An 18,774-nucleotide genomic window follows, 5' to 3' on the forward strand; every position below is an offset into this window, starting at 1 on the left:
TCAATTTTCGTAGTTCCTGGGCTGCTGTTTCAAATTCCACTATGATTCCCCCGGACAGAGAATCGGTTCCTTTTTAGCATCTCAGCTAGACGAAGGCCCGCCTTCCATATATCTCCAGCACCCATGGTTACTACCAGATCTCCGGGTTTTACAATCTGAAGAATTTTTGAGATCAGATCTGAAAAATTTGGAGAAAAAAAGACCTCCCGCTTCTCATATTCGCGTACGGCCTGAGCCAATCGTTCCCCCGATACCCCGGGTATTGGAGATTCTCCCGTGCCGTCACTATAGATCTCGGTTATGAAGATCTTATCTGCATCCGAAAAAGCTCGAGCAAACTGGTACATCAAAAGCCCGGTCCTTGTGTAACGTTGGGGCTGGAAAACGGCCAAGATCCGGCGATTGGCGCCATGTCTCAGAGCTGCCAGGGTAGCCATGATCTCCGTAGGATGATGAGCATAGTCGTCTACTATCATCACACCCCCAACTTCATCGATGAGCTGACATCTGCGCTTCGCTGCGCGGAAACCCTCAAGAGAGGATGCCACCTTTTTGAAATCGATGCCCAATTCCATCGAAACCGCTATACATGCCAGGGCGTTAGATATATTATGCAATCCAGGCACATTGAGTGACACCGATCCAAGTTCCTGGCTTCCTCTCCTTACAGAGAACCTGGACCCAAATCCAAGGGTGGATATGGAATCCGCCGTGAACTCGACCGGCTGCTTCAAGCCAAAAGAGACGATTCGCCGTGGGAGATCCTGCATGATCTCCCTCAACCTCGCATCGTCTGCGCACAGGACTGCACATCCATCCTGCGGTAGATTCAACAGGAACGTCCTAAATGCCTGTATGAGGGTCTCCACATTCCCGTAATAATCAAGATGATCGTTATCGACATTCGTTACCACCGCTATTGTAGGATACATCTTCAGGAAAGATCCGTAGGCCTCATCTGCTTCAACAACCATATAGCGACTTTTGCCGAAACGGGCTCCTATACCGAGGTTGCTGATTTCTGCGCCGATCAATGTGGTAGGGTCAAGTCCTGCATCTATCAAGACCGTGGCGATCATGGCGGTGGTAGTCGTCTTGCCATGGCTGCCAGTCACTGCTATCGAGAATCTGTCCTTCATGAGAGATCCCAGAAATTCCGCGCGGGACACGACTGGAATGCCGAGTTCCTTTGCCCTCACCACCTCCACATTGCCCTGGGAGACCGCATTGGTCACCACGACCAGATCAGCGTCACCGATGTTTCCTGCATTATGCCCTACTGCCACTTTTGCGCCGAGTTTACCCAATTGCTGCAACCTGGGTGAATCCTTCATGTCCGACCCGGTAACCTCATACCCCATTTCAAGAAGGATCCGGGCCAGAGAACTCATCCCGTATCCACCTATTCCAACAAAGTGAATCTTTCTGTGCACGCGGCTCTCCCCTTCCCCTAAAACTAATGGAAACCGCCTCATGCCTTATGACCTGATTTTATGTTCAGGCCCCGGTCGGTATATCTCATCCTATGATCCCTTTTTCTGATGTGTGCTAGAAGACCGGGCGCGGCTTGTCCTGGAAATGATTTTCTCCACAGCATCCACTATCTGCCACACCGAATCCGGCCTGCCTATAGCCTTGCTGGCCGAGGCCATCCGGGAGAGCCTGGAGGGGTCCATAAAGAGGGAGACAATGGTTGATGCCAGGACCTCCCCTGAAAGCCTCTCCTGAGGGATTACGATAGCCGCCCCAGCCTTTTCGAGAACCTGGGCATTACGTTCTTGATGAGCGCCAGGCGCTCCTGCAAGCGGTATCAGTATAGCCGGAAGTCCCCGGGCAGTCACCTCTGCGACACTGCCCCCGGCGCGCATCACCACCAAATCCGCTGCGGCAAATGCAGATGGTATATCATACAAATACGGCGTCAGTACAATATCTCCACCAGGTCCTGCATTTATTCCCTTTTCCTGAAGCACTCCCTTCACCCGTTCAAAGTCCCTAGGCCCGGTTTGGTGGATTATCTGTATCCGGGGGATCTTGAGGATGTCAGGGTAAGCATCACATATGGCATTATTTATTGCTGCCGCGCCAAGGCTGCCTCCATAGACGAGGATCGTGGGGCGATCGGGTTTGAGGCCCAAAGATGATGCCCCATCTCCACGTTTCCGCAGGATGATCTCGGGCCTCACCGGGTTCCCAACCACAAGGACCTTGCGCGGATCAGGGAAATAGCTTTTGGACTCCTCGAAGCTCGCGAACACCACCTTCGCGATACGCGATAAAACTCTGTTGGTAAATCCAGGCACTACATTCTGTTCCTGTATCACAACAGGAATTGACAACACCCTGGCTACCGGCAGCACCGGGCCACAGATATACCCTCCGGTGCCGATCACTATATCTGGGCGAAATCTCAAGAGAAGGCTTACGGCGCTTATTAAGCCCAGGGATGCCTTTCCCAGGGCCGCCAGAGACTTCGCCGACACACGGCGTTCAAGCCCCATCATATCTATAGTGGTTATCTCAAATCCTTCTCTTGTCACGAGATCCCTGTCCGGCCCCCTGCGGGAACCGATGAAGTGTATCTCGGCATCTGGATGGCGAGATTTGATGGCTTTAGCGATGGTGAGAGCCGGGTATACATGCCCCCCGGTCCCCCCACCAGCAAATAGTATTCGCAAGGTCATGACCTTCCCCTCACATATCGCGAGATATTGAGCAGAATTCCTATCGAAGACAGGGTCACTACCAGTGATGATCCCCCAAAGCTTATAAGGGGAAGAGGTATCCCGGTGATCGGAAGTATCCCGGAGACTACCCCGATATTTATCACCGCCTGGAGGACCACCATCGATGTAATGGCTGTAGCCAGGAGGCTGGCAAAAGGATCTGATGTAGCCAGGGCGACCCTGAACCCTCGCCAGGCGAAAATGAAAAACAGAATTACAACTGTCGCTGCGCCGACAAAGCCTAATTCCTCCCCGAGCACGGCAAAGATAAAGTCGGTATGCTGTTCAGGCAGGTATAGAAACTTCTGCCTGCTACGTCCAAGGCCAAGACCGAATATTCCACCAGATCCCAAGGCAAGCAGTGATTGGATGATATGAAAACCTGATCTCAAGGGATCATCCCATGGATGAAGGAAGGCCAGAAATCTCCTCCTCCGATAGTCTTCGGCGAAGACAGCCGCGATAAATGCTGGAATCCCCACAATCCCAAGCCCGATCAGGTGACTTGTGCGTGCTCCGGCGACGAACAGCATGACCAGAGTGACTCCGGCGATGGAGGTGGCAGTTCCAAGGTCTGGTTCGAGCATTATCAGTCCGAAGACGATTCCAAGGAGCAACAGCACAGGGACTACCCCTTTGAGAAAGCTCTTTACTTCTTCGGGATCTCGGGAAAGATAAGATGATAAAAAAACCATCATGCCTACCTTTGCCAGTTCCGATGGCTGGAAAGTGAAGATCCCCCTCACCCCTAACCAGCGTCTCGATCCACTGATCATCAGGCCGACTCCGGGAATGAGCACCACTATCAAGAGAACCAATGTCACCACCAGTATAGGGGCGGCGAACCTCCTAAGAAGCCGGTAATCAATATGCATCATGAATATCATGGCGATTACCCCGATCACCGACCAGAGTAACTGGCGCTTCAGGAAATAATAAGAGTCACGATAGTATTCATAGGCCCTCACCGAACTTGCGGAAAAAACCATGACTACACCGATTCCCAGGAGGATAAGAGTAACCATGAAGAGTGTCAAATCGGGCGCAGCGCCAGGCGCGGCCACCCTATTCCGATGTCGCCTCACTCATCTCACCTCCCAAGGCCTTTCGTTGCAATGATCCCGAGGACGGCAAAAACTGCGGATATGATCCAAAAACGAACCACCACCTTCGGCTCGAGCCATCCCGATAGTTCAAAGTGGTGATGAATGGGGCTCATCTTGAAGATCCTTCTGCCTTTCGTCACCTTAAAGAATGCAACCTGAATCATGACAGATAGGGCTTCAAGCACAAAGACGCCCCCCACAATAGCTAGCGCCAATTCTGTTTTCGAGAGAAGCGCGATGGCCCCAAAGGCGCCTCCCAATGCCAGAGATCCCGTGTCACCCATGAATACCTGAGCTGGATGGGCATTGAACCATGAAAAGCCCAGGCAAGCCCCCGCGATACTGGCAGCAAACGCGGCGAGGCCTGTGTATCCCAAGGAATGGCATATTACCACGTAGGCCAGAGCTGCTATCGCAGAAGTGCCTGCAGCCAGTCCATCCAGACCATCTGTAAGATTCACGGCATTTGACGATCCTACGACTGCAAAAATGGCAAGAGGAATATAAAACCATCCGAGATCTATAGTCTGATTGATAAATGGTATCCAAATGGCAGAGCCAAGCTCAGGTCTGGAAAGACAGTAGAGAGAGAGTATGCCTGCCAGGAACACCTGGCTCGCCAGTTTCGCCCGTGCCCTGAGTCCCAGGGAACGATGGGTAATGATAGCAAGGAAATCATCCGCCAGACCAATTATGCCAAATCCCAGAGTAATAAAGAGAGCCCAGAGCACGGATGTATCATCACGCGCCACAGCCAAAATGGCGGCAGCGATGCTGAATAGAATTATGACCCCGCCCATAGTAGGGATCCCTGATTTCTTCAGATGCTCTTTGGGGCCGTCAAGTCTTACATTCTGGCCAAATTTGAGTATAGTAAGCCTCCTGATGACAGGAGGCCCCAGAAGTAGACTGATGATGAAAGCAATCGAGGCCGAGATGAGAGCCTTATCCAATCTCATCGCCGCCCTTCAGATACCGTATTACGCTATCCGCTACCTCGTCTAGATGGAGCTTCCGTGATGCCTTTACAAGGACTACATCCCCGGGCTCCAGGATCCTGATAAGCATCGACGCAGCATCAGACGGCACATCGAAGGAATAGGCATTCCCAGAGAAAGCAGGAAATTCGCCAGACTTCATCGCGTCCGTATACCCCTGGGCCATTCCGCGCCCTCGCTCCCCAACTGTTATGAGCACATCCACCCGCAGCTCGGCCGCCAGACGTCCTGCCTCAATGTGGGCCATTTCGCTTGCCGCGCCAAGCTCGAGCATGTCCCCCAAGACCGCGATCCTCCTCCTGCCCTTCCCAAACTCCGCTTGAGTTTTCAGGGCAGCCTCCAGCGACGCGGGGCTCGAATTATATGCGTCATTAATGATCATGATGTTCCGAGGAAGCTCGGTGATCTCCATCCTCATCTTGCTAGGAAGGAAATTCATGAGCCCCTCCTCGACCTCCTGAGCGCCAAACCCTAGGGCAAAGGCTGCAGCTGCCGCTGCTAACGCATTCACAACATTGTGGACTCCCGGCATAGGTATTCTAAACCTCCCGGACCAGAGAGGAGTGACAAATGTGGCTATGCTCCCCGCCTTCCCCGCGCTTTGAACATCCTTCGCTCTTATATCAGCCATTTCACTCATTCCATAAGACAGGACCCTCGCTGCCGTGCGATTTCGCATGGCAAGGACCCTGGGGTCATCGGCATTTAGTATGGCAAATCCATCGTGGGGCAAGGATTCCACAAGCTCTGATTTCGCCCTTGCGATATTCTCTATGCTTCCAAGGAGTTCTAAATGCGTCAAACCGACATTAGTCACAACCCCAACCTTGGGGCATGCGATCTCCGCCAGCGCCCGGATTTCACCAAGTCCCCGCATTCCCATCTCCACCACGCAGCAATCCGTTGCCCTATCGAGACGAAGGAGTGTGAGAGGCAGCCCGATTTCATTGTTGAAATTGGCCTCGTTCTTGATCACGTTGAATCTTGTGCCGAGAATGGCTGCGATCATGTCCTTCGTCGTGGTCTTTCCAGTGCTTCCCGTAACGCCGATAGTGAGGATATCAAGCTGTTTCCTTATATATTGGGCCAGAAGCTGAAGAGCCTTAAGAGTATCCGAGACCCGAATCATACATGGGCCGGCCGTAGAAGCCCCCACCCCGATATATTGACCCATTCCGGGGATATCCTGAAGCTCGCGGGAGATTACTGCCCCAGAAGCTCCCCTTTGGAGCGCGCTATGGACATAATCATGCCCATCATGCTTCTCACCGCGAAGGGCAAAGAAAAGATCCCCACATCTCAGCGTACGAGAATCTATGGAGACACCCTTGATTTGCCCCTCCATATCTCCAGATATGAGCCTACCATTGACTGCATCCAGCAGCTGCGAAATAGTGATCTCCAGCATAGCACGTGAGCTGCCTCAAACCCTTCCTGTATCTTCCCAGGTTCGCGGGTCATCCAGCGGAACTCAGACCCTCCCCTCCTGCAATATCTCTCTGGCAACCAATCGATCATCAAAGTCAATGGTGCGATCCCGGAAGATCTGGTAGGTTTCATGTCCTTTACCGGCGATGATAACCGTATCCCGGGCCGCTGCCAGGCCGATGGCCCTCCGGATGGCTTCTTTCCTATCCAGGATGATCTCATAATCTTCAGGGCTCTTTCCTGCAGAGACTACGCCAATCTCTATCTCTTTCGCAATTGCCTCCGGGTTCTCGCTTCGGGGGTTGTCTGAGGTTATGACAATATGATCCGCCAGGCGGGACGCTATTGCTCCCATTATTGGGCGCTTCCCCCTATCACGGTCCCCCCCGCAGCCAAAGACGACGATTACCTTTCCTCTCGTAAACTCCCTGGCCGATCTCAAGATATTCTCCAATCCATCAGGAGTATGAGCATAATCAACTATCACGGTGAAATCCTGGCCGTTATCCACTGTTTCGAAACGACCGGGAACGCCGGCAGCCCCGTGGAGACCCTTTTCTATATCAGCCAACGGGATTCCCAATGTGACCCCCGATGCCACCGCGGCAAGGGAATTATAGACATTGAAACGCCCGGCCAGTTTCATATCTATCTGTACCTGGCCCTGAGCCGTCTTTGCCTTATAGGATAGCCCATGCATGGACAATCTCACATCTTCAGCCACCACATCCGCTGATCTTTCCAGGCCATATGTCACCACAGGAACGGTCGCGCGCTTCATGATAGTATCACTGTTAGGATCATCGACATTGACGATAGCATATTTCTTTCCGGACTTGCTGCCCTCCTGGGTTCCGAGATCTTGAAAGAACCTGGCCTTAGCATCGAGATAATTCTCGAATGTGCCATGGAAGTCCAGATGATCTTGAGTGATGTTGGTGAAGACGCCGATATCGAAGTCCAGGCCTCGTATTCGCTCCAGGACTATTGAATGCGAGGAAACCTCCATCACAGCATGGCTGATCCCGAGATCCAGCATCCGCCGGAGAAGGGCCTGGAGGTCTGAAGACTCCGGTGTCGTATGGATGGCCTTTTCTACTCTATCTCCCAGCATATTGTGTATGGTGCCTATCAATCCAGTGGGGTGGCCACCTGCTTCAATAATGGCTTTGATAAGATGCGTGGTAGTAGTCTTGCCATTGGTCCCGGTAACACCGATGAGTTTCATTTTGCTAGAAGGATTATCCCAAAAGGACGCAGATAGATCAGCCAGGGCCTTCCGGGAATCCCCGACCTTGACCACCGTGACTGATTCGGGGACTGAAACGTCCCGCTGGACCGCTACTGCAACCGCCCCCCGGCCTACCGCCTGGTCGACAAAATCATGCCCATCACGCTTTTCCCCGGGGATGGCCACAAATAGGTAGCCCTGCTCGACTCTACGTGAATCATATGTTATTCCCTGGATGGGCACATCCTTGTCCCCGGATACATGGACCACATCTGCATTCCCCAGTATCTCATGCAAGAGTTTCATAGTCACGACGCTTCTCAATCTCCTTCCTGAAAATATGCGCGTATCGTCGATTTTCGGGGAACCATGACCCCAGGGACAGGATCTTGTCGTTGGCACCAGCCGGCACCCTCAGGCTGGACCCGGAGATCAGAGCTACCGGCAACAATTATGGCTGAACGCATGTCGAGCCCCTTGAGATCCGGCACCTTGACCTCCTGGTTCTCCTTATCATTATATGGTAGAGCGTCATTGAAATAAAGAATGATACAGGTTTTTTCTGCCACCTTCACTCCAGGTTTGGGAACTTGCTCTGCCACTATCTCTCCTTCGCCTTCCGTGCGCACGAGGAATCCTTTAGAGGTAAGGACCTCCTTGGCTTCATTGAAGGTCAATCCGCGCACATTGGGCACCTCAACTTGCTCCTGTTCTTTCCCTTCATCTTCTTTGACGATCGCCGCTGGAACCTTCAAATATCTCAGGGAGTCCTCGACTATGCTCTTGAAAACAGGGGCAGCTATTACACCGCCATAGGATATTCCACAATCGGGTTCATCGAGGACCACCAACACGGCTATTCTCGGGTCGTCCACCGGAGCGAATCCCAGGAACGATGATATTCTTTTTTCACCATAGCGCCCCGCCTCAGGCTTCTCCGCCGTCCCAGTCTTGCCTGCCACCCTGTAACCCTTAATCTGCGCACGGGTGCCAGACCCATTTACTACCACCGACTCCAATATCACCGAGAGTTCCTTAGCGGTCTCCGGACTTATAACCTGGCGAACGGGCACAGGCTGAAATTCCTTTACCAGATCTCCATTCGAATCTACTATCTTTTGAACCAAATACGGCCGCATGAGCATCCCGTTGTTAGCAATGGTGCACAGCGCGCTTAGCAATTGAAGAGGTGTTACAGAAATGCCCTGGCCAAAGGAAATATTTGCAATCTCTACAAGACCTACCTTCTTTTCCTGTTGTAGCATACCCGAAGCTTCGCCGGGAAAATCCACATTCGTTCTCTCTCCGAATCCAAAAGCGCGAATATACTGGTAAAATTTCTCCTTCCCCAGCTTAAGTCCTATGCTGGCAAATACGGGGTTGCAGGAGTTCTCAGTGGCTTCGACGAAAGTCTGGCTTCCATGGCCACCAGCCAGCCAACACCTGACATACCTATCTTCCACCTTTATGTAACCTGGATCGAAAAACGGCGTTTCGGGACGGACCACTCCCTCATTAAGGGCCGCAGCTGCCGTTACGATCTTGAATGTAGAGCCGGGCTCATATGCATCAGTCAAGGCTATATTACGGCGATTGACTGCCGGGTAATCAGAGTATCTATTGGGGTCATATGTGGGCCTGCTGGCCATTGCTAGGATTCCGCCGGTCTTGGGATCCATCGCAATGATTATGCCTCTCTTTGACTTTGTTTCCTTCATGGCCCTATCCAATTCACGCTCGGTTATATATTGTATGACTTCATCTATCGTCAGGTAAATATCACAACCATCAACTGGAGGAACAAATCTATGGATCCCTCCGGGGATTTCTCGGCCAGTGGCATCGCGTTCAGCCTCTATCTCGCCTCTCTTCCCCGAGAGGTATCTGTCATATTCCAATTCCAGCCCTTCCAGGCCCTGGTTATCAATGCCTGCAATACCCAGGACATGGGCGCACAGGCTTCCTTTGGGGTAAAATCGCTGCCCCTTTTCTGTAAATCCAATGCCCGGAAGCTCTAGTTGTTTCACTGCATGAGCCTTGTCCTCATCTACCTTACGTTCAATCCAGACGGTAGCCTGTTTCCGGGTGAGCTTATCGAGGATCTCCGCCCGTGGTAGCCCAAGGGCTCTTGAGAGAGCCTCAGCTGCGGCATCGGGATTCTTCACCTCTGCAGGCACCGCATATATGGAATCAGCGCTGACGCTGACCGCCAGCTCGCGTCCGTGACGGTCGCGAATAGTCCCTCTCCGCGCGTCAACAGGCACAGGGTAAAGCCTTTGGTCGAGGGCAAGGCCCTTGAAATGGTCATATTGTATGACCTGTACATAAAACAGACGTCCCTCCAATATCGCCATGAAAAGGACGACCCCTAGAAATAAATAGGCTGTACGCCTTCGCATCAACAAGGTCGTGTACATGATAACCCCACCCACTTCGAGAGTCCATGAGGGCGGAAGATTCTCCATAGGTCAATGCTCCGCCGCGCTCCCGGCATCAAAACCATCTGGCGACAAAGACCGACATGAGGCCCAGGATCGAATCTCTGGATGAGGAGCCGAGAACCGTCAAAAGGTGGGCGACCAGCGGTCTCTGGTTCTTTCTCGCCTCGCTGGCAATGGCTGTATTTCCATTTGACGGTGGGGAGATCACGATGTATTCAACCTTATCTGGATCAATCATGCCGAGCCGAGCGCGAGCCTCTCTTTCGACCCGCTCGAGAGAAGATAATTGAGATGCTAGAAACCTTAAACGCTCATGTTCTGTCCTGACTTCATGGAGCTTTCTCTCCACCTGGGCAAGACGATACCCTTCCACGATAGTTGCCGCTTCTATGGATAAGAAGGATAGAGCAAGGGCCGCGCATAGCCCAATGGCGACTCCTCGTACGACCATAGGATTGAGTCTGATACTGGTTGCGGGCTTTGCCCGTCTTAGACCACCTTCAGTTCGACGAATCGGTTGCTGCACCATATCCAGAGTTCTCAGCTGAGCAGCATTAGCCCTACCCATAATTATTCCTCCTCAAAAGCTGGTAGAACCCTTTCCGCAACCCTTAGCCTGGCGCTGCGAGCCCTGGGGTTCTGGCTTGACTCGTCCGGACTCGGGGTCACAGGCTTCTTAGTAATGGGAGACAAGAGGGGTTCTGCAAGAAATGCTCTCTTCACGATCCTATCTTCAAGAGAATGATACGAGATCACTACAATACGTCCACCCGGGAACAATAGGCCAGGCGCTGATTTCAGAGTCTCCTCCAAAGCCCCGAGTTCGTCATTTACCGCGATTCTGAGAGCCTGGAAGGTGCGTCTTGCCGGATGAGGACCTCTCCTCCGATATGCCGCCGGGATGGCCGCCTTGATGATGTCTACCAACTGCCCTGTGGTCGAAATCTCATGAAACCTGCGCTTCTCCACGATGAACCTCGCTATACGACGCGCAAATCTCTCCTCCCCGTATTTATCTATGATCCTTGCCAGCTCTTCCTCCGGAAGGCTGTTCACTAAGTCCCTGGCAGTCACAGACGCCTCTTGATTCATTCGCATGTCCAGAGGTGCGTCAGTGCTGAAAGAAAAGCCTCTATCAGGCTTGTCCACTTGATGAGATGAGATACCCAGGTCCATCAATATCCCATTTACATATTTGAACCCGAGTTGCTCAAGTATCGAAGGCAGACGCCTGAAATCCCCATGGATGAGCCGCGCTCTGCCGCCAAACTGAGCCAGGGATTCAGTCGCCGCCTCTATTGCCTCCCTATCTCGATCGATGCCAACCAGAATCGTATCTTCAGGGGTTGCACGAAGAATCGCCTCTGAATGACCGCCCCCGCCTACCGTGCAATCAACATAGACTTCATTTGCCCCATGCGTCCTCTTGCCGAAGACCAGAAAGTCCAGGACCTCATTTGTCATGACCGGGATATGATACAATTGCCTCAGCCACCCTTTATGTCAAATCAACCCGGGCTTACCAGGTGTTCAGCTATCTCCTCGTAGGATGCCTCAGCACGCTTAGAATACTCATCCCAGATCGGCGCGCTCCAGATTTCTATCCTTGATGAGACTCCAATTATAACCACTTCCCGATCAAGCTTCGCATATTCTCGCAGGTGTGCCGGGATCATGATCCTGCCCTGCTTGTCCAGCTCACACTCCGAAGCGCCTGCGAAGAACAAACGGCTGTAAGCCCTAGCATCACCCTTTGACAGCGGAAGCAAGGCCAGCTCCTGGCTCCTCTTTTCCCACTCCTGAATGGGAAATAGGAAGAGACATTGATCGAGGCCTTTGGTGACCACCGAGTGCTGCCCCAGCTCGTCCCTAAAGCGAGAGGGAATGATGACTCGCCCCTTTTCATCTATGGCATGTTGGTATGATCCTATAAACACATTATCGGCCCCAATCCACCACAATGCCCCACTTTGCTCCACTATGACAATTTTTCTCTTCTATAAAGATCCTGCAATTCCTTCTTTCTGTGACCAAAGAAATAGAAATAATCGCGAGGTCCATTCCGGCAGATTGCTCCATGCCGGGCGTACACGACTAAGGCAGGAGCCTGGGGCTCCTGCCTATAATCCGAGCAGACCATATTCTACGTAGACCCACATGCTGCCGTCGCCATAGTCGCAATCTTATTGGCCCACGGCAGCCTGGATGGGGCCTTTTCGCCTTGGACGGCCTGATCTCTGGGATACTCGCCTCTCTATCGACATGAGATATACGGTCTTTGTGCCAGAATCGAAACTGCGGCTTACAAAACCTTCCTTTGCAAAACCACAGCTTTCGTAACATTTGATGGCTCTTATATTATCTCTATAGACCCTAAGGTAGATGCGCTTGAGTCCAAGCTCATTAAACGCAAATGCAACCAGAGCAGACACAGCATCGCGACCATAGCCTTGATTCCAGTAATCCTTATTCGCGATCCTGATGATCAACTCGGCCTCCCCAGCCCTCCAGCTGATCTCGGCTAGGCCGATATCCCCAATCATCTGGCCGTCCTTCGTCCAGACACCAAAAATCTTGCTATTCCGACCATTGATCATTCGCCTATACCATTCATCATGGGTAAAATGCCCTTTCGAATCCCAACCGATCAGACCCTTTATCTCCTCGTCCTCGTTCCACGCGGTGACTATCTTGATATCTTCCTCGGTGAGGGGGCGTAGCGCCACCTTTGCTCCAGAAATCAATTCCGTGACACCTCTTCCTCCAGAGCAACCCACCTCACATCCCTGGTTAAGACTAATTCGCCAACAGAGCCATATCACCTTTATGTAATTCTATCCGGTTTCGGGAGAAGAGCCCAACATGATCAACAAGAAATACGCTTGTCAACGCTAGCGCGGCTGGACAATGAGCTTTATGGCGGTCCTCTCCTCACCATCGATCTCGACGTCTGTGAAAGCAGGTATCATGACCAAATCAACACCGCTAGGCGCCACAAATCCCCGGGCAATGGCCACGGCTTTCACGGCCTGATTGAGGGCACCCGCTCCAATCGCCTGGATTTCCGCGCTACCCCTTTCCCGAACGACACCTGCAAGCGCACCGGCTACCGAATTTGGATTTGACTTCGCTGATACCTTTAGGACATCCATTCTTCAGCAAGCCTCCTTTATCTATCCGACATTCTCTGGCATGTGTTGCTCCCCGCGTGATCCCGCCGAATCATCTAATCATCCAGAACCTGATTTATCCTGGTTATATTGATCGCCTGGCCTGTTTCGTCACAGGCATCGATGATGACTCCCCCGAGGACCACCGGCCCCTGCGCCACCTCGAATTTGACAGGGAGCTGGGACGTGAATCTTTCGATCACAAGCTCCTTCTTGAACCCGATTATCGAATCCCGAGGCCCCGTCATCCCCACATCTGTTATGTACGCTGTCCCGTTAGCAAGTATCCTCTCGTCCGAAGTTTGAATATGGGTGTGGGTACCAATAACGGCCGTGACCTTACCATCGAGAAACCACCCCATCGCTGCTTTCTCAGAAGTGGCCTCTGCGTGGAAATCCACCACGATCACCCGGCATAGAGGAGAAAGCCTCTCAAGGATTTCCCCTGCGACACGGAAGGGAGAGTCAAGGGGATCCATAAAAGTTCTTCCGGCCAGGTTGATGATACCTACGTCCCTTCCATCCTGTAGATGGAATACGCAGTCCCCGCGACCGGGAGCCCCAGGTGGATAATTGGCTGGTCGAAGGACCCTAGGATCTGATTCAAGAAATCCCGTGAACTCCTTCTTCTTCCATACATGATTCCCGGTAGTTAGTATATGAACGCCAGCCTTGAACATTTCCTCCGCCGTCTCTGCCGTAAGCCCCATTCCTCCTGCCGCATTTTCACCATTTACAGCCACAAAATCTATTTCATGTTCTGTGATGAGTCGCGGCAAGATTTTCGCAAGGGCTCTCCTGCCTGGCCTGCCTATAACGTCGCCTATAAAAAGAATTCTCACTCAACAAAACACCGCCTGCGAAATAAACTCGCTACCTGCGTCCCTGTGCGAGTTTATTGAAGATCACGACCCGCCCTTCCTCTCTAAACCCTATGAGCTTGGCCCCTTCCCTCGATTCTCTCAGATCATCCAACATATTTGCGATCATTTCGTCCTGCGCCATCCGTTCCTCTTCCATCAACGCAGCCTCATGGTCTACCACGAGGTTCCTGGCGAGGACTTCATTGGCCAGGTCAATTATCAGGGAGATCTCATCGTGGGTGAGTGTCATGACGTCCCGTCGTATCGTAATGAGACAGAAATTGCCGGCCTCAGTTTTATCTACTTCAAACTGGGAAGGCTCTATATCGATGAGAGATTGATAGCTGGAAAGGCTTTCACGAAGCTTCTTCTCAAATGCATCAAGAAGCTCTTTGAACGACCTCTCTTTTTCAGGCTTACCGGCATGTTTTCTGATTATGAGAGTGAACTTGAGACACCTGCCGCGGGGATCGAATCTCACCGTTGCAATCTCGGGGTAGCGAACCAAAATGGACATGAGCAAGTTAACACTGGTTTGTGCCCGATCATCTAGTTCATGCCTCGGCCATCCCATTGCTGCATCCCCTTTCTAGCACCCGATGCCGCTGGCCGGGGTTTACCCCCCGCCAGCGAGATCAGGCTTCCCATTACTTTGCCCAGTCCACTGCACGTGTTTCTCGTATGACTGTGACCTTGATCTGTCCAGGATATTCTAAATCCTCCTCCACTTTCTTGACAATATTCTTAGCGAGCCGTATGATGCCGAGGTCATCAACCTTCTCGGGTTTCACGATGATTCTTACTTCTCTACCCGCTTGAATAGCATACGCCTTTTCGACACCATCAAATGAGTCCGCTATTCTCTCAAGTTTCTCAAGGCGCTTTATATAAGCATCAAGAGTCTCACGCCGCGCTCCCGGCCTCGCGGCCGAGATAGCATCGGCTGCCTGAACCAAGACCGCTTCAACAGTCCTTGGCTCCTCATCTCCGTGGTGAGCGCAGATAGCATGAATGACCTCGGGACTCTCCTTATATTTCCTTGCCAGTTCAGCGCCTATCTGCACATGCGGGCCTTCGACATCATGGTCCACGGCCTTTCCGATATCATGCAGCAACCCTGCCCTTTTTGCCAGCGCTATATCCGCGCCCAGCTCGGCAGCCATTACCGACGCAAGATTCGCGACCTCCATAGAATGCATGAGCACATTCTGTCCATAACTGGTCCTGTACCTAAGCCTTCCGAGAAGCTTAATGAGTTCAGGATGGAGGCCGATCACCCCGGTTTCGACCGCGGCCCGTTCACCCTCTTCCTTTATTGTATTCTCAACTTCCTTCTGGGCCTTTTCCACCATTTCCTCTATCCGTGCCGGGTGGATCCGGCCGTCGCTCACCAGTTTTTCGAGGGCGATACGGGCGACCTCTCTTCTCACAGGATCAAATCCCGAGAGAATTACAGCTTCAGGGGTGTCGTCGATGATGACATCTATGCCAGTCAATGTCTCCAAGGTCCGGATATTTCTTCCTTCACGCCCTATGATTCGGCCCTTCATCTCGTCATTCGGTAAGGCCACCACGGATGCAGTAGCCTCAGCCACTTGTTCCGCCGCAGACTTCTGAATGGCGAGCGAGATCACCTCTCGAGCGCGCTTATCAGCTTCCTCCCTCGCGCTCGCTTCGATCTCCCTGATCATCATGGCAGCCTCATGTCGGACTTCATTCTCTATCTCCTTCAACAAGAGCTCTCGGGCCTGCTCAGAGGAAAGTCCGGAGATTCTTTCTAATTCGGCCCTCTGCCTGGCAAGGAGTTCGTCCAGCTCCTGCCGCGAGCGGTCAAGTTCCTGAGATCTGCGATTGATGCTCTCTTCCTTTTTTTCAATAGCATCCGATTTTCGATCGAGCTGTTCCTCCTTCTGCAGAAGCCGCCGCTCGATCCTTTGCAGCTCAATTCTTCTATCCCGAATCTCCCGGTCAAGCTCAGCCCTGATCTTGTGACTTTCTTCCTTAGCTTCAAGCGTAGCCTCACGGATCCTCGCCTCAGCAGCCCTTTCCGCCTCTTCAACTATCTTCTTGGCGGCCGTCTCTGCTGACGCAATCTTCGCCTCGGCGCTAAGTTTACGTAGAAAATAACCGATAGCAATACCGGCAATGAACAAAAAAATCATGCCTACGCCGATCCCAATTACATTAATACTCTCTCCACCTCCAATCCCCTTGAAAGGGCTCAACATATGCCGATGAAGATGTCCTCTTGAGGATCCATCAATATTCGGCTGAAATCTCTCAAAATCGGCCAGAATCGCCGATTCAAGCCCGCTACTGTCGAGCCTCAAGGCAGATTTTACTTGTTTCCACTATCAGTGTCAAGCAAACTCGAAAAGATCTCATTTGTGACCTTCTCAATGGTCGGAAATTCGAAACCTCGCCGGGCTAGGCAGGAAATGAGACGCCTTCTCGCGGTTTCAGGATCCAGGCCTCGATATGCCTTGGAGCGTCCAGCAGCTACATGGCGTGCGAGTTCAAACTCATCTACCGTGGAAAACACCTCTTCGAGAACCTCATCAACCAGAGACGGTTTGATCCCCTTTTTTATGAGCTCAAATCGAATGAGGGCCCTACCATATCCTTTCAATTCCACCCTTTCAAGGGCCCAGTCACGAGCAAATTGCATATCATTTAGGTAGCCCAGCTCCTTGAGTCGCGCCAGCACCGATGCCACAACGCTATCGGCGAAACCGAGCCTCAAAAGACGATCTTTGAGCTCCTCTTCGGTGCGAGCACGCATGGTAAGGAGTCTAAGCGCCTTTGACATACACTTGGACCTGGAACGCGCCTCTGCCTCCCCTGAGACCTGTGGCAATACTTCGCCTCCTACCATTCGATCATCTATGGATAACGTTTCTGCAAAAACCCGCGGAATCCTCTATCATTCGGCCTTGCCGTCACCTGTCTCCGCATCTTTGCCGCTTTCAGCAGCCGCGGTCGATCCCGGACGGGCGGGAAGGCCAAGGCTCTGCCTTATCCTGCTCTCGATCTCATCCCTGATCTGTATGTTTTCCTTAAGGAATTGCCTGGCATTCTCACGACCTTGCCCTAGCCTCACATCACCATATGAATACCATGTCCCGGCTCGCGAGACGACATTGTAAGCTTCCCCAAGGTCGAGTATGTCCCCTTCCTTGGAGATCCCTTCTCCATAAAGTATATCGAATTCCGCTTCCTTGAATGGGGGCGCGATTTTATTCTTGACAACTTTGGCCTTGGTCCGGCTCCCTATGGTATCCCCACCCTGCTTCAAGACTTCGACCCTCCGTATTTCGAGCCTTATAGTGGCATAGAATTTGAGCGCTCGGCCTCCGGGCGTGGTCTCGGGGTTACCGAACATCACCCCGACCTTCTCACGCAATTGGTTTATGAATACAGCCGATGTCTTGGATTTGGAAATAGCGCCCGTAAGCTTCCTCAAAGCCTGGGACATGAGCCTTGCCTGCAGGCCTACATGTGCGTCCCCCATCTCCCCCTCTATCTCAGCCCGGGGCGCCAGTGCCGCCACAGAATCCACCACCACGACATCAACCGAACCGCTCCTCACCAAAGCCTCAGCGATTTCAAGGGCCTGCTCTCCTGTGTCCGGCTGCGAAATCAGAAGGTTATCTACATCAACCCCAAGTTTGCGAGCATATACCGGATCGAGGGCATGTTCAGCATCGATGAATGCCGCTATCCCGCCCAATTTCTGGGCCTCCGCTATTATATGAAGCGCCACCGTCGTCTTACCTGAGGATTCGGGTCCGTAAATCTCCACGACTCTTCCTCTGGGAACCCCTCCGACCCCAAGGGCGATGTCCAGAGCAAGGGACCCTGTAGGGATCACCTCCACGGCCAGTCTCGCGTTGGCCTCCCCTAGACGCATTATGGAACCCTTGCCAAACTGGCGCTCGATTTGAGAGATCGCCATTTCTAGAGCTTTCTGTTTTTCCATCAATGTCCACCCGGGTAGGACGCCCTACCTCAAAGCGGCCCTCCTCCCTTCATTTCCCCATCTATCTCCATTGCATATGAAGATTTATACAGAAATATTTTACCATAGAACACTTGTTCCCGCAATTAAACCCAGATGTCGGACGTCGTAAAGCCAAAATAGACGGATATGGGGCCGCCTGGCCCGCCCTCACTTGCCTTGTTTTGTAAGCCGAACGCATTCTAGCACTGTATAGACAGGCCCGCTCCTCTTGAGATCGCTCCGCATGAGGCAGATTTCGGACACCCTGGTGATGCCCACCTCGACGCTGGCAAGGCGTTGAATGGTCTCCGCCAGACCGCGGAGGCCATGGTCTGACTTTACCCTCCCAAGGGTCAGATGAGGGACAAAGACCTTCCCTTCTTTCGGTATACCATATGATGCCGACATCTCTTCAATCTCGCGAGCCAATGCCCTCAGTTTTTCCTTACCATTACCTGTACCCAGCCATATGACTCTCGGCCGGCTTACACTGGGGAATGCCCCAAGCCCTGAGATGGCCAGATCAAAAGACGAAGCGGACTCGGCGACCCCCATGATCCCTTCCCTGATATTCGCGATAATACCCTCATCGATCTCCCCGAGGAATTTGAGTGTAAAGTGAAGGTTCTCCGGATCGATCCATTTTACCCCTGCACTGTCGCTCTCGGCCTTCAAAGTATCCTGGATCTCCCTGATCCTCGGCACCAGCGCCTGATCAATGCCACAAGCAATAAAACTTCGTACGAATCCCAAAGGCATCATCCTTCCTTTATGATATATCATTCGACGTCAGGAAGAATTTCCCTTCAAA

18 protein-coding genes are annotated in these 18,774 nt (G+C 52.3%); all 18 read right to left on the bottom strand.

Features of this window, described 5'->3' with window-relative positions; all coding sequences use genetic code 11:
* Positions 1 to 29: 29 nt before the first annotated feature.
* The gene (locus HPY52_06165; protein ID NPV79847.1) at positions 30 to 1,433 is read right to left on the bottom strand and encodes a UDP-N-acetylmuramate--L-alanine ligase; all 1,404 of its coding nucleotides are present in this window, start codon (positions 1,431 to 1,433) and stop codon (positions 30 to 32) included.
* Between the two features lie 90 nt (positions 1,434 to 1,523).
* Positions 1,524 to 2,684: an undecaprenyldiphospho-muramoylpentapeptide beta-N-acetylglucosaminyltransferase gene (murG, locus tag HPY52_06170; GenBank protein ID NPV79848.1), complete on the bottom strand. Its 1,161-nt coding sequence runs from the start codon at positions 2,682 to 2,684 to the stop codon at positions 1,524 to 1,526.
* Positions 2,681 to 3,751, bottom strand: a complete 1,071-nt coding sequence (gene spoVE / locus HPY52_06175; protein ID NPV79849.1) for a stage V sporulation protein E — start codon at positions 3,749 to 3,751, stop codon at positions 2,681 to 2,683. Before spoVE ends, murG begins: the two co-directional genes overlap by 4 nt.
* Before the next feature lie 65 nt (positions 3,752 to 3,816).
* The gene (locus HPY52_06180; GenBank protein NPV79850.1) at positions 3,817 to 4,791 is read right to left on the bottom strand and encodes a phospho-N-acetylmuramoyl-pentapeptide-transferase; all 975 of its coding nucleotides are present in this window, start codon (positions 4,789 to 4,791) and stop codon (positions 3,817 to 3,819) included.
* Positions 4,778 to 6,238, bottom strand: a complete 1,461-nt coding sequence (locus HPY52_06185; protein NPV79851.1) for a UDP-N-acetylmuramoyl-tripeptide--D-alanyl-D-alanine ligase — start codon at positions 6,236 to 6,238, stop codon at positions 4,778 to 4,780. The genes HPY52_06180 and HPY52_06185 overlap by 14 nt, the downstream gene beginning before the upstream one ends.
* A gap of 63 nt (positions 6,239 to 6,301) precedes the next feature.
* Positions 6,302 to 7,795 (bottom strand): UDP-N-acetylmuramoyl-L-alanyl-D-glutamate--2,6-diaminopimelate ligase, encoded by a 1,494-nt coding sequence (locus HPY52_06190; protein ID NPV79852.1) that lies wholly within the window; start codon positions 7,793 to 7,795, stop codon positions 6,302 to 6,304.
* 14 nt (positions 7,796 to 7,809) lie between these two features.
* The gene (locus HPY52_06195; GenBank protein ID NPV79853.1) at positions 7,810 to 9,906 is read right to left on the bottom strand and encodes a stage V sporulation protein D; all 2,097 of its coding nucleotides are present in this window, start codon (positions 9,904 to 9,906) and stop codon (positions 7,810 to 7,812) included.
* A gap of 76 nt (positions 9,907 to 9,982) precedes the next feature.
* Positions 9,983 to 10,498 carry a hypothetical protein gene (locus HPY52_06200; GenBank protein ID NPV79854.1) on the bottom strand — a complete coding sequence of 172 codons (516 nt, stop codon included), beginning with the start codon at positions 10,496 to 10,498 and terminating at the stop codon, positions 9,983 to 9,985.
* Between the two features lie 2 nt (positions 10,499 to 10,500).
* Positions 10,501 to 11,421 (bottom strand): 16S rRNA (cytosine(1402)-N(4))-methyltransferase RsmH, encoded by a 921-nt coding sequence (gene rsmH / locus HPY52_06205; GenBank protein NPV79855.1) that lies wholly within the window; start codon positions 11,419 to 11,421, stop codon positions 10,501 to 10,503.
* Between the two features lie 17 nt (positions 11,422 to 11,438).
* Complete coding sequence (gene mraZ, locus HPY52_06210; GenBank protein NPV79856.1) at positions 11,439 to 11,867, bottom strand: division/cell wall cluster transcriptional repressor MraZ; 429 nt, start codon at positions 11,865 to 11,867, stop codon at positions 11,439 to 11,441.
* A gap of 246 nt (positions 11,868 to 12,113) precedes the next feature.
* Positions 12,114 to 12,674 carry a GNAT family N-acetyltransferase gene (locus HPY52_06215; GenBank protein NPV79857.1) on the bottom strand — a complete coding sequence of 187 codons (561 nt, stop codon included), beginning with the start codon at positions 12,672 to 12,674 and terminating at the stop codon, positions 12,114 to 12,116.
* A 147-nt stretch (positions 12,675 to 12,821) separates the two neighbouring features.
* Positions 12,822 to 13,082 (bottom strand): stage V sporulation protein S, encoded by a 261-nt coding sequence (locus HPY52_06220; protein NPV79858.1) that lies wholly within the window; start codon positions 13,080 to 13,082, stop codon positions 12,822 to 12,824.
* A 74-nt stretch (positions 13,083 to 13,156) separates the two neighbouring features.
* Positions 13,157 to 13,942: a TIGR00282 family metallophosphoesterase gene (locus tag HPY52_06225; GenBank protein ID NPV79859.1), complete on the bottom strand. Its 786-nt coding sequence runs from the start codon at positions 13,940 to 13,942 to the stop codon at positions 13,157 to 13,159.
* A 31-nt stretch (positions 13,943 to 13,973) separates the two neighbouring features.
* Positions 13,974 to 14,480 carry a hypothetical protein gene (locus HPY52_06230; GenBank protein ID NPV79860.1) on the bottom strand — a complete coding sequence of 169 codons (507 nt, stop codon included), beginning with the start codon at positions 14,478 to 14,480 and terminating at the stop codon, positions 13,974 to 13,976.
* Positions 14,481 to 14,610: 130 nt separating this feature from the next.
* Complete coding sequence (gene rny / locus HPY52_06235) at positions 14,611 to 16,191, bottom strand: ribonuclease Y (GenBank protein ID NPV79861.1); 1,581 nt, start codon at positions 16,189 to 16,191, stop codon at positions 14,611 to 14,613.
* Between the two features lie 110 nt (positions 16,192 to 16,301).
* Positions 16,302 to 16,820: a regulatory protein RecX gene (locus tag HPY52_06240; protein NPV79862.1), complete on the bottom strand. Its 519-nt coding sequence runs from the start codon at positions 16,818 to 16,820 to the stop codon at positions 16,302 to 16,304.
* Positions 16,821 to 16,886: 66 nt separating this feature from the next.
* A complete protein-coding gene (recA, locus tag HPY52_06245) occupies positions 16,887 to 17,945 on the bottom strand; it encodes a recombinase RecA (protein ID NPV79863.1) in 1,059 nt (352 codons plus the stop codon).
* A 186-nt stretch (positions 17,946 to 18,131) separates the two neighbouring features.
* On the bottom strand, positions 18,132 to 18,716 hold the full coding sequence (gene thpR, locus HPY52_06250) for an RNA 2',3'-cyclic phosphodiesterase (GenBank protein ID NPV79864.1): 585 nt from the start codon (positions 18,714 to 18,716) through the stop codon (positions 18,132 to 18,134).
* Positions 18,717 to 18,774: the final 58 nt, after the last annotated feature.

It is taken from the genome of Bacillota bacterium (genome assembly GCA_013178415.1).
Classification (GTDB): Bacteria; Bacillota; SHA-98; order Ch115; family Ch115; genus Ch115.

Bases quoted from the DNA above. Each gene is read 5' to 3' on its own strand.
- murG (NPV79848.1), bottom strand. From the start codon at position 2,684: ATGACCTTGCGAATACTATTTGCTGGTGGGGGGACCGGGGGGCATGTA.
- spoVE (NPV79849.1), bottom strand. From the start codon at position 3,751: ATGGTTACTCTTATCCTCCTGGGAATCGGTGTAGTCATGGTTTTTTCC.
- HPY52_06180 (NPV79850.1), bottom strand. From the start codon at position 4,791: ATGAGATTGGATAAGGCTCTCATCTCGGCCTCGATTGCTTTCATCATC.
- HPY52_06185 (NPV79851.1), bottom strand. From the start codon at position 6,238: ATGCTGGAGATCACTATTTCGCAGCTGCTGGATGCAGTCAATGGTAGG.
- HPY52_06190 (NPV79852.1), bottom strand. From the start codon at position 7,795: ATGAAACTCTTGCATGAGATACTGGGGAATGCAGATGTGGTCCATGTA.
- HPY52_06195 (NPV79853.1), bottom strand. From the start codon at position 9,906: ATGTACACGACCTTGTTGATGCGAAGGCGTACAGCCTATTTATTTCTA.
- HPY52_06200 (NPV79854.1), bottom strand. From the start codon at position 10,498: ATGGGTAGGGCTAATGCTGCTCAGCTGAGAACTCTGGATATGGTGCAG.
- HPY52_06220 (NPV79858.1), bottom strand. From the start codon at position 13,082: ATGGATGTCCTAAAGGTATCAGCGAAGTCAAATCCAAATTCGGTAGCC.
- HPY52_06230 (NPV79860.1), bottom strand. From the start codon at position 14,480: ATGTCCATTTTGGTTCGCTACCCCGAGATTGCAACGGTGAGATTCGAT.
- rny (NPV79861.1), bottom strand. From the start codon at position 16,191: ATGTTGAGCCCTTTCAAGGGGATTGGAGGTGGAGAGAGTATTAATGTA.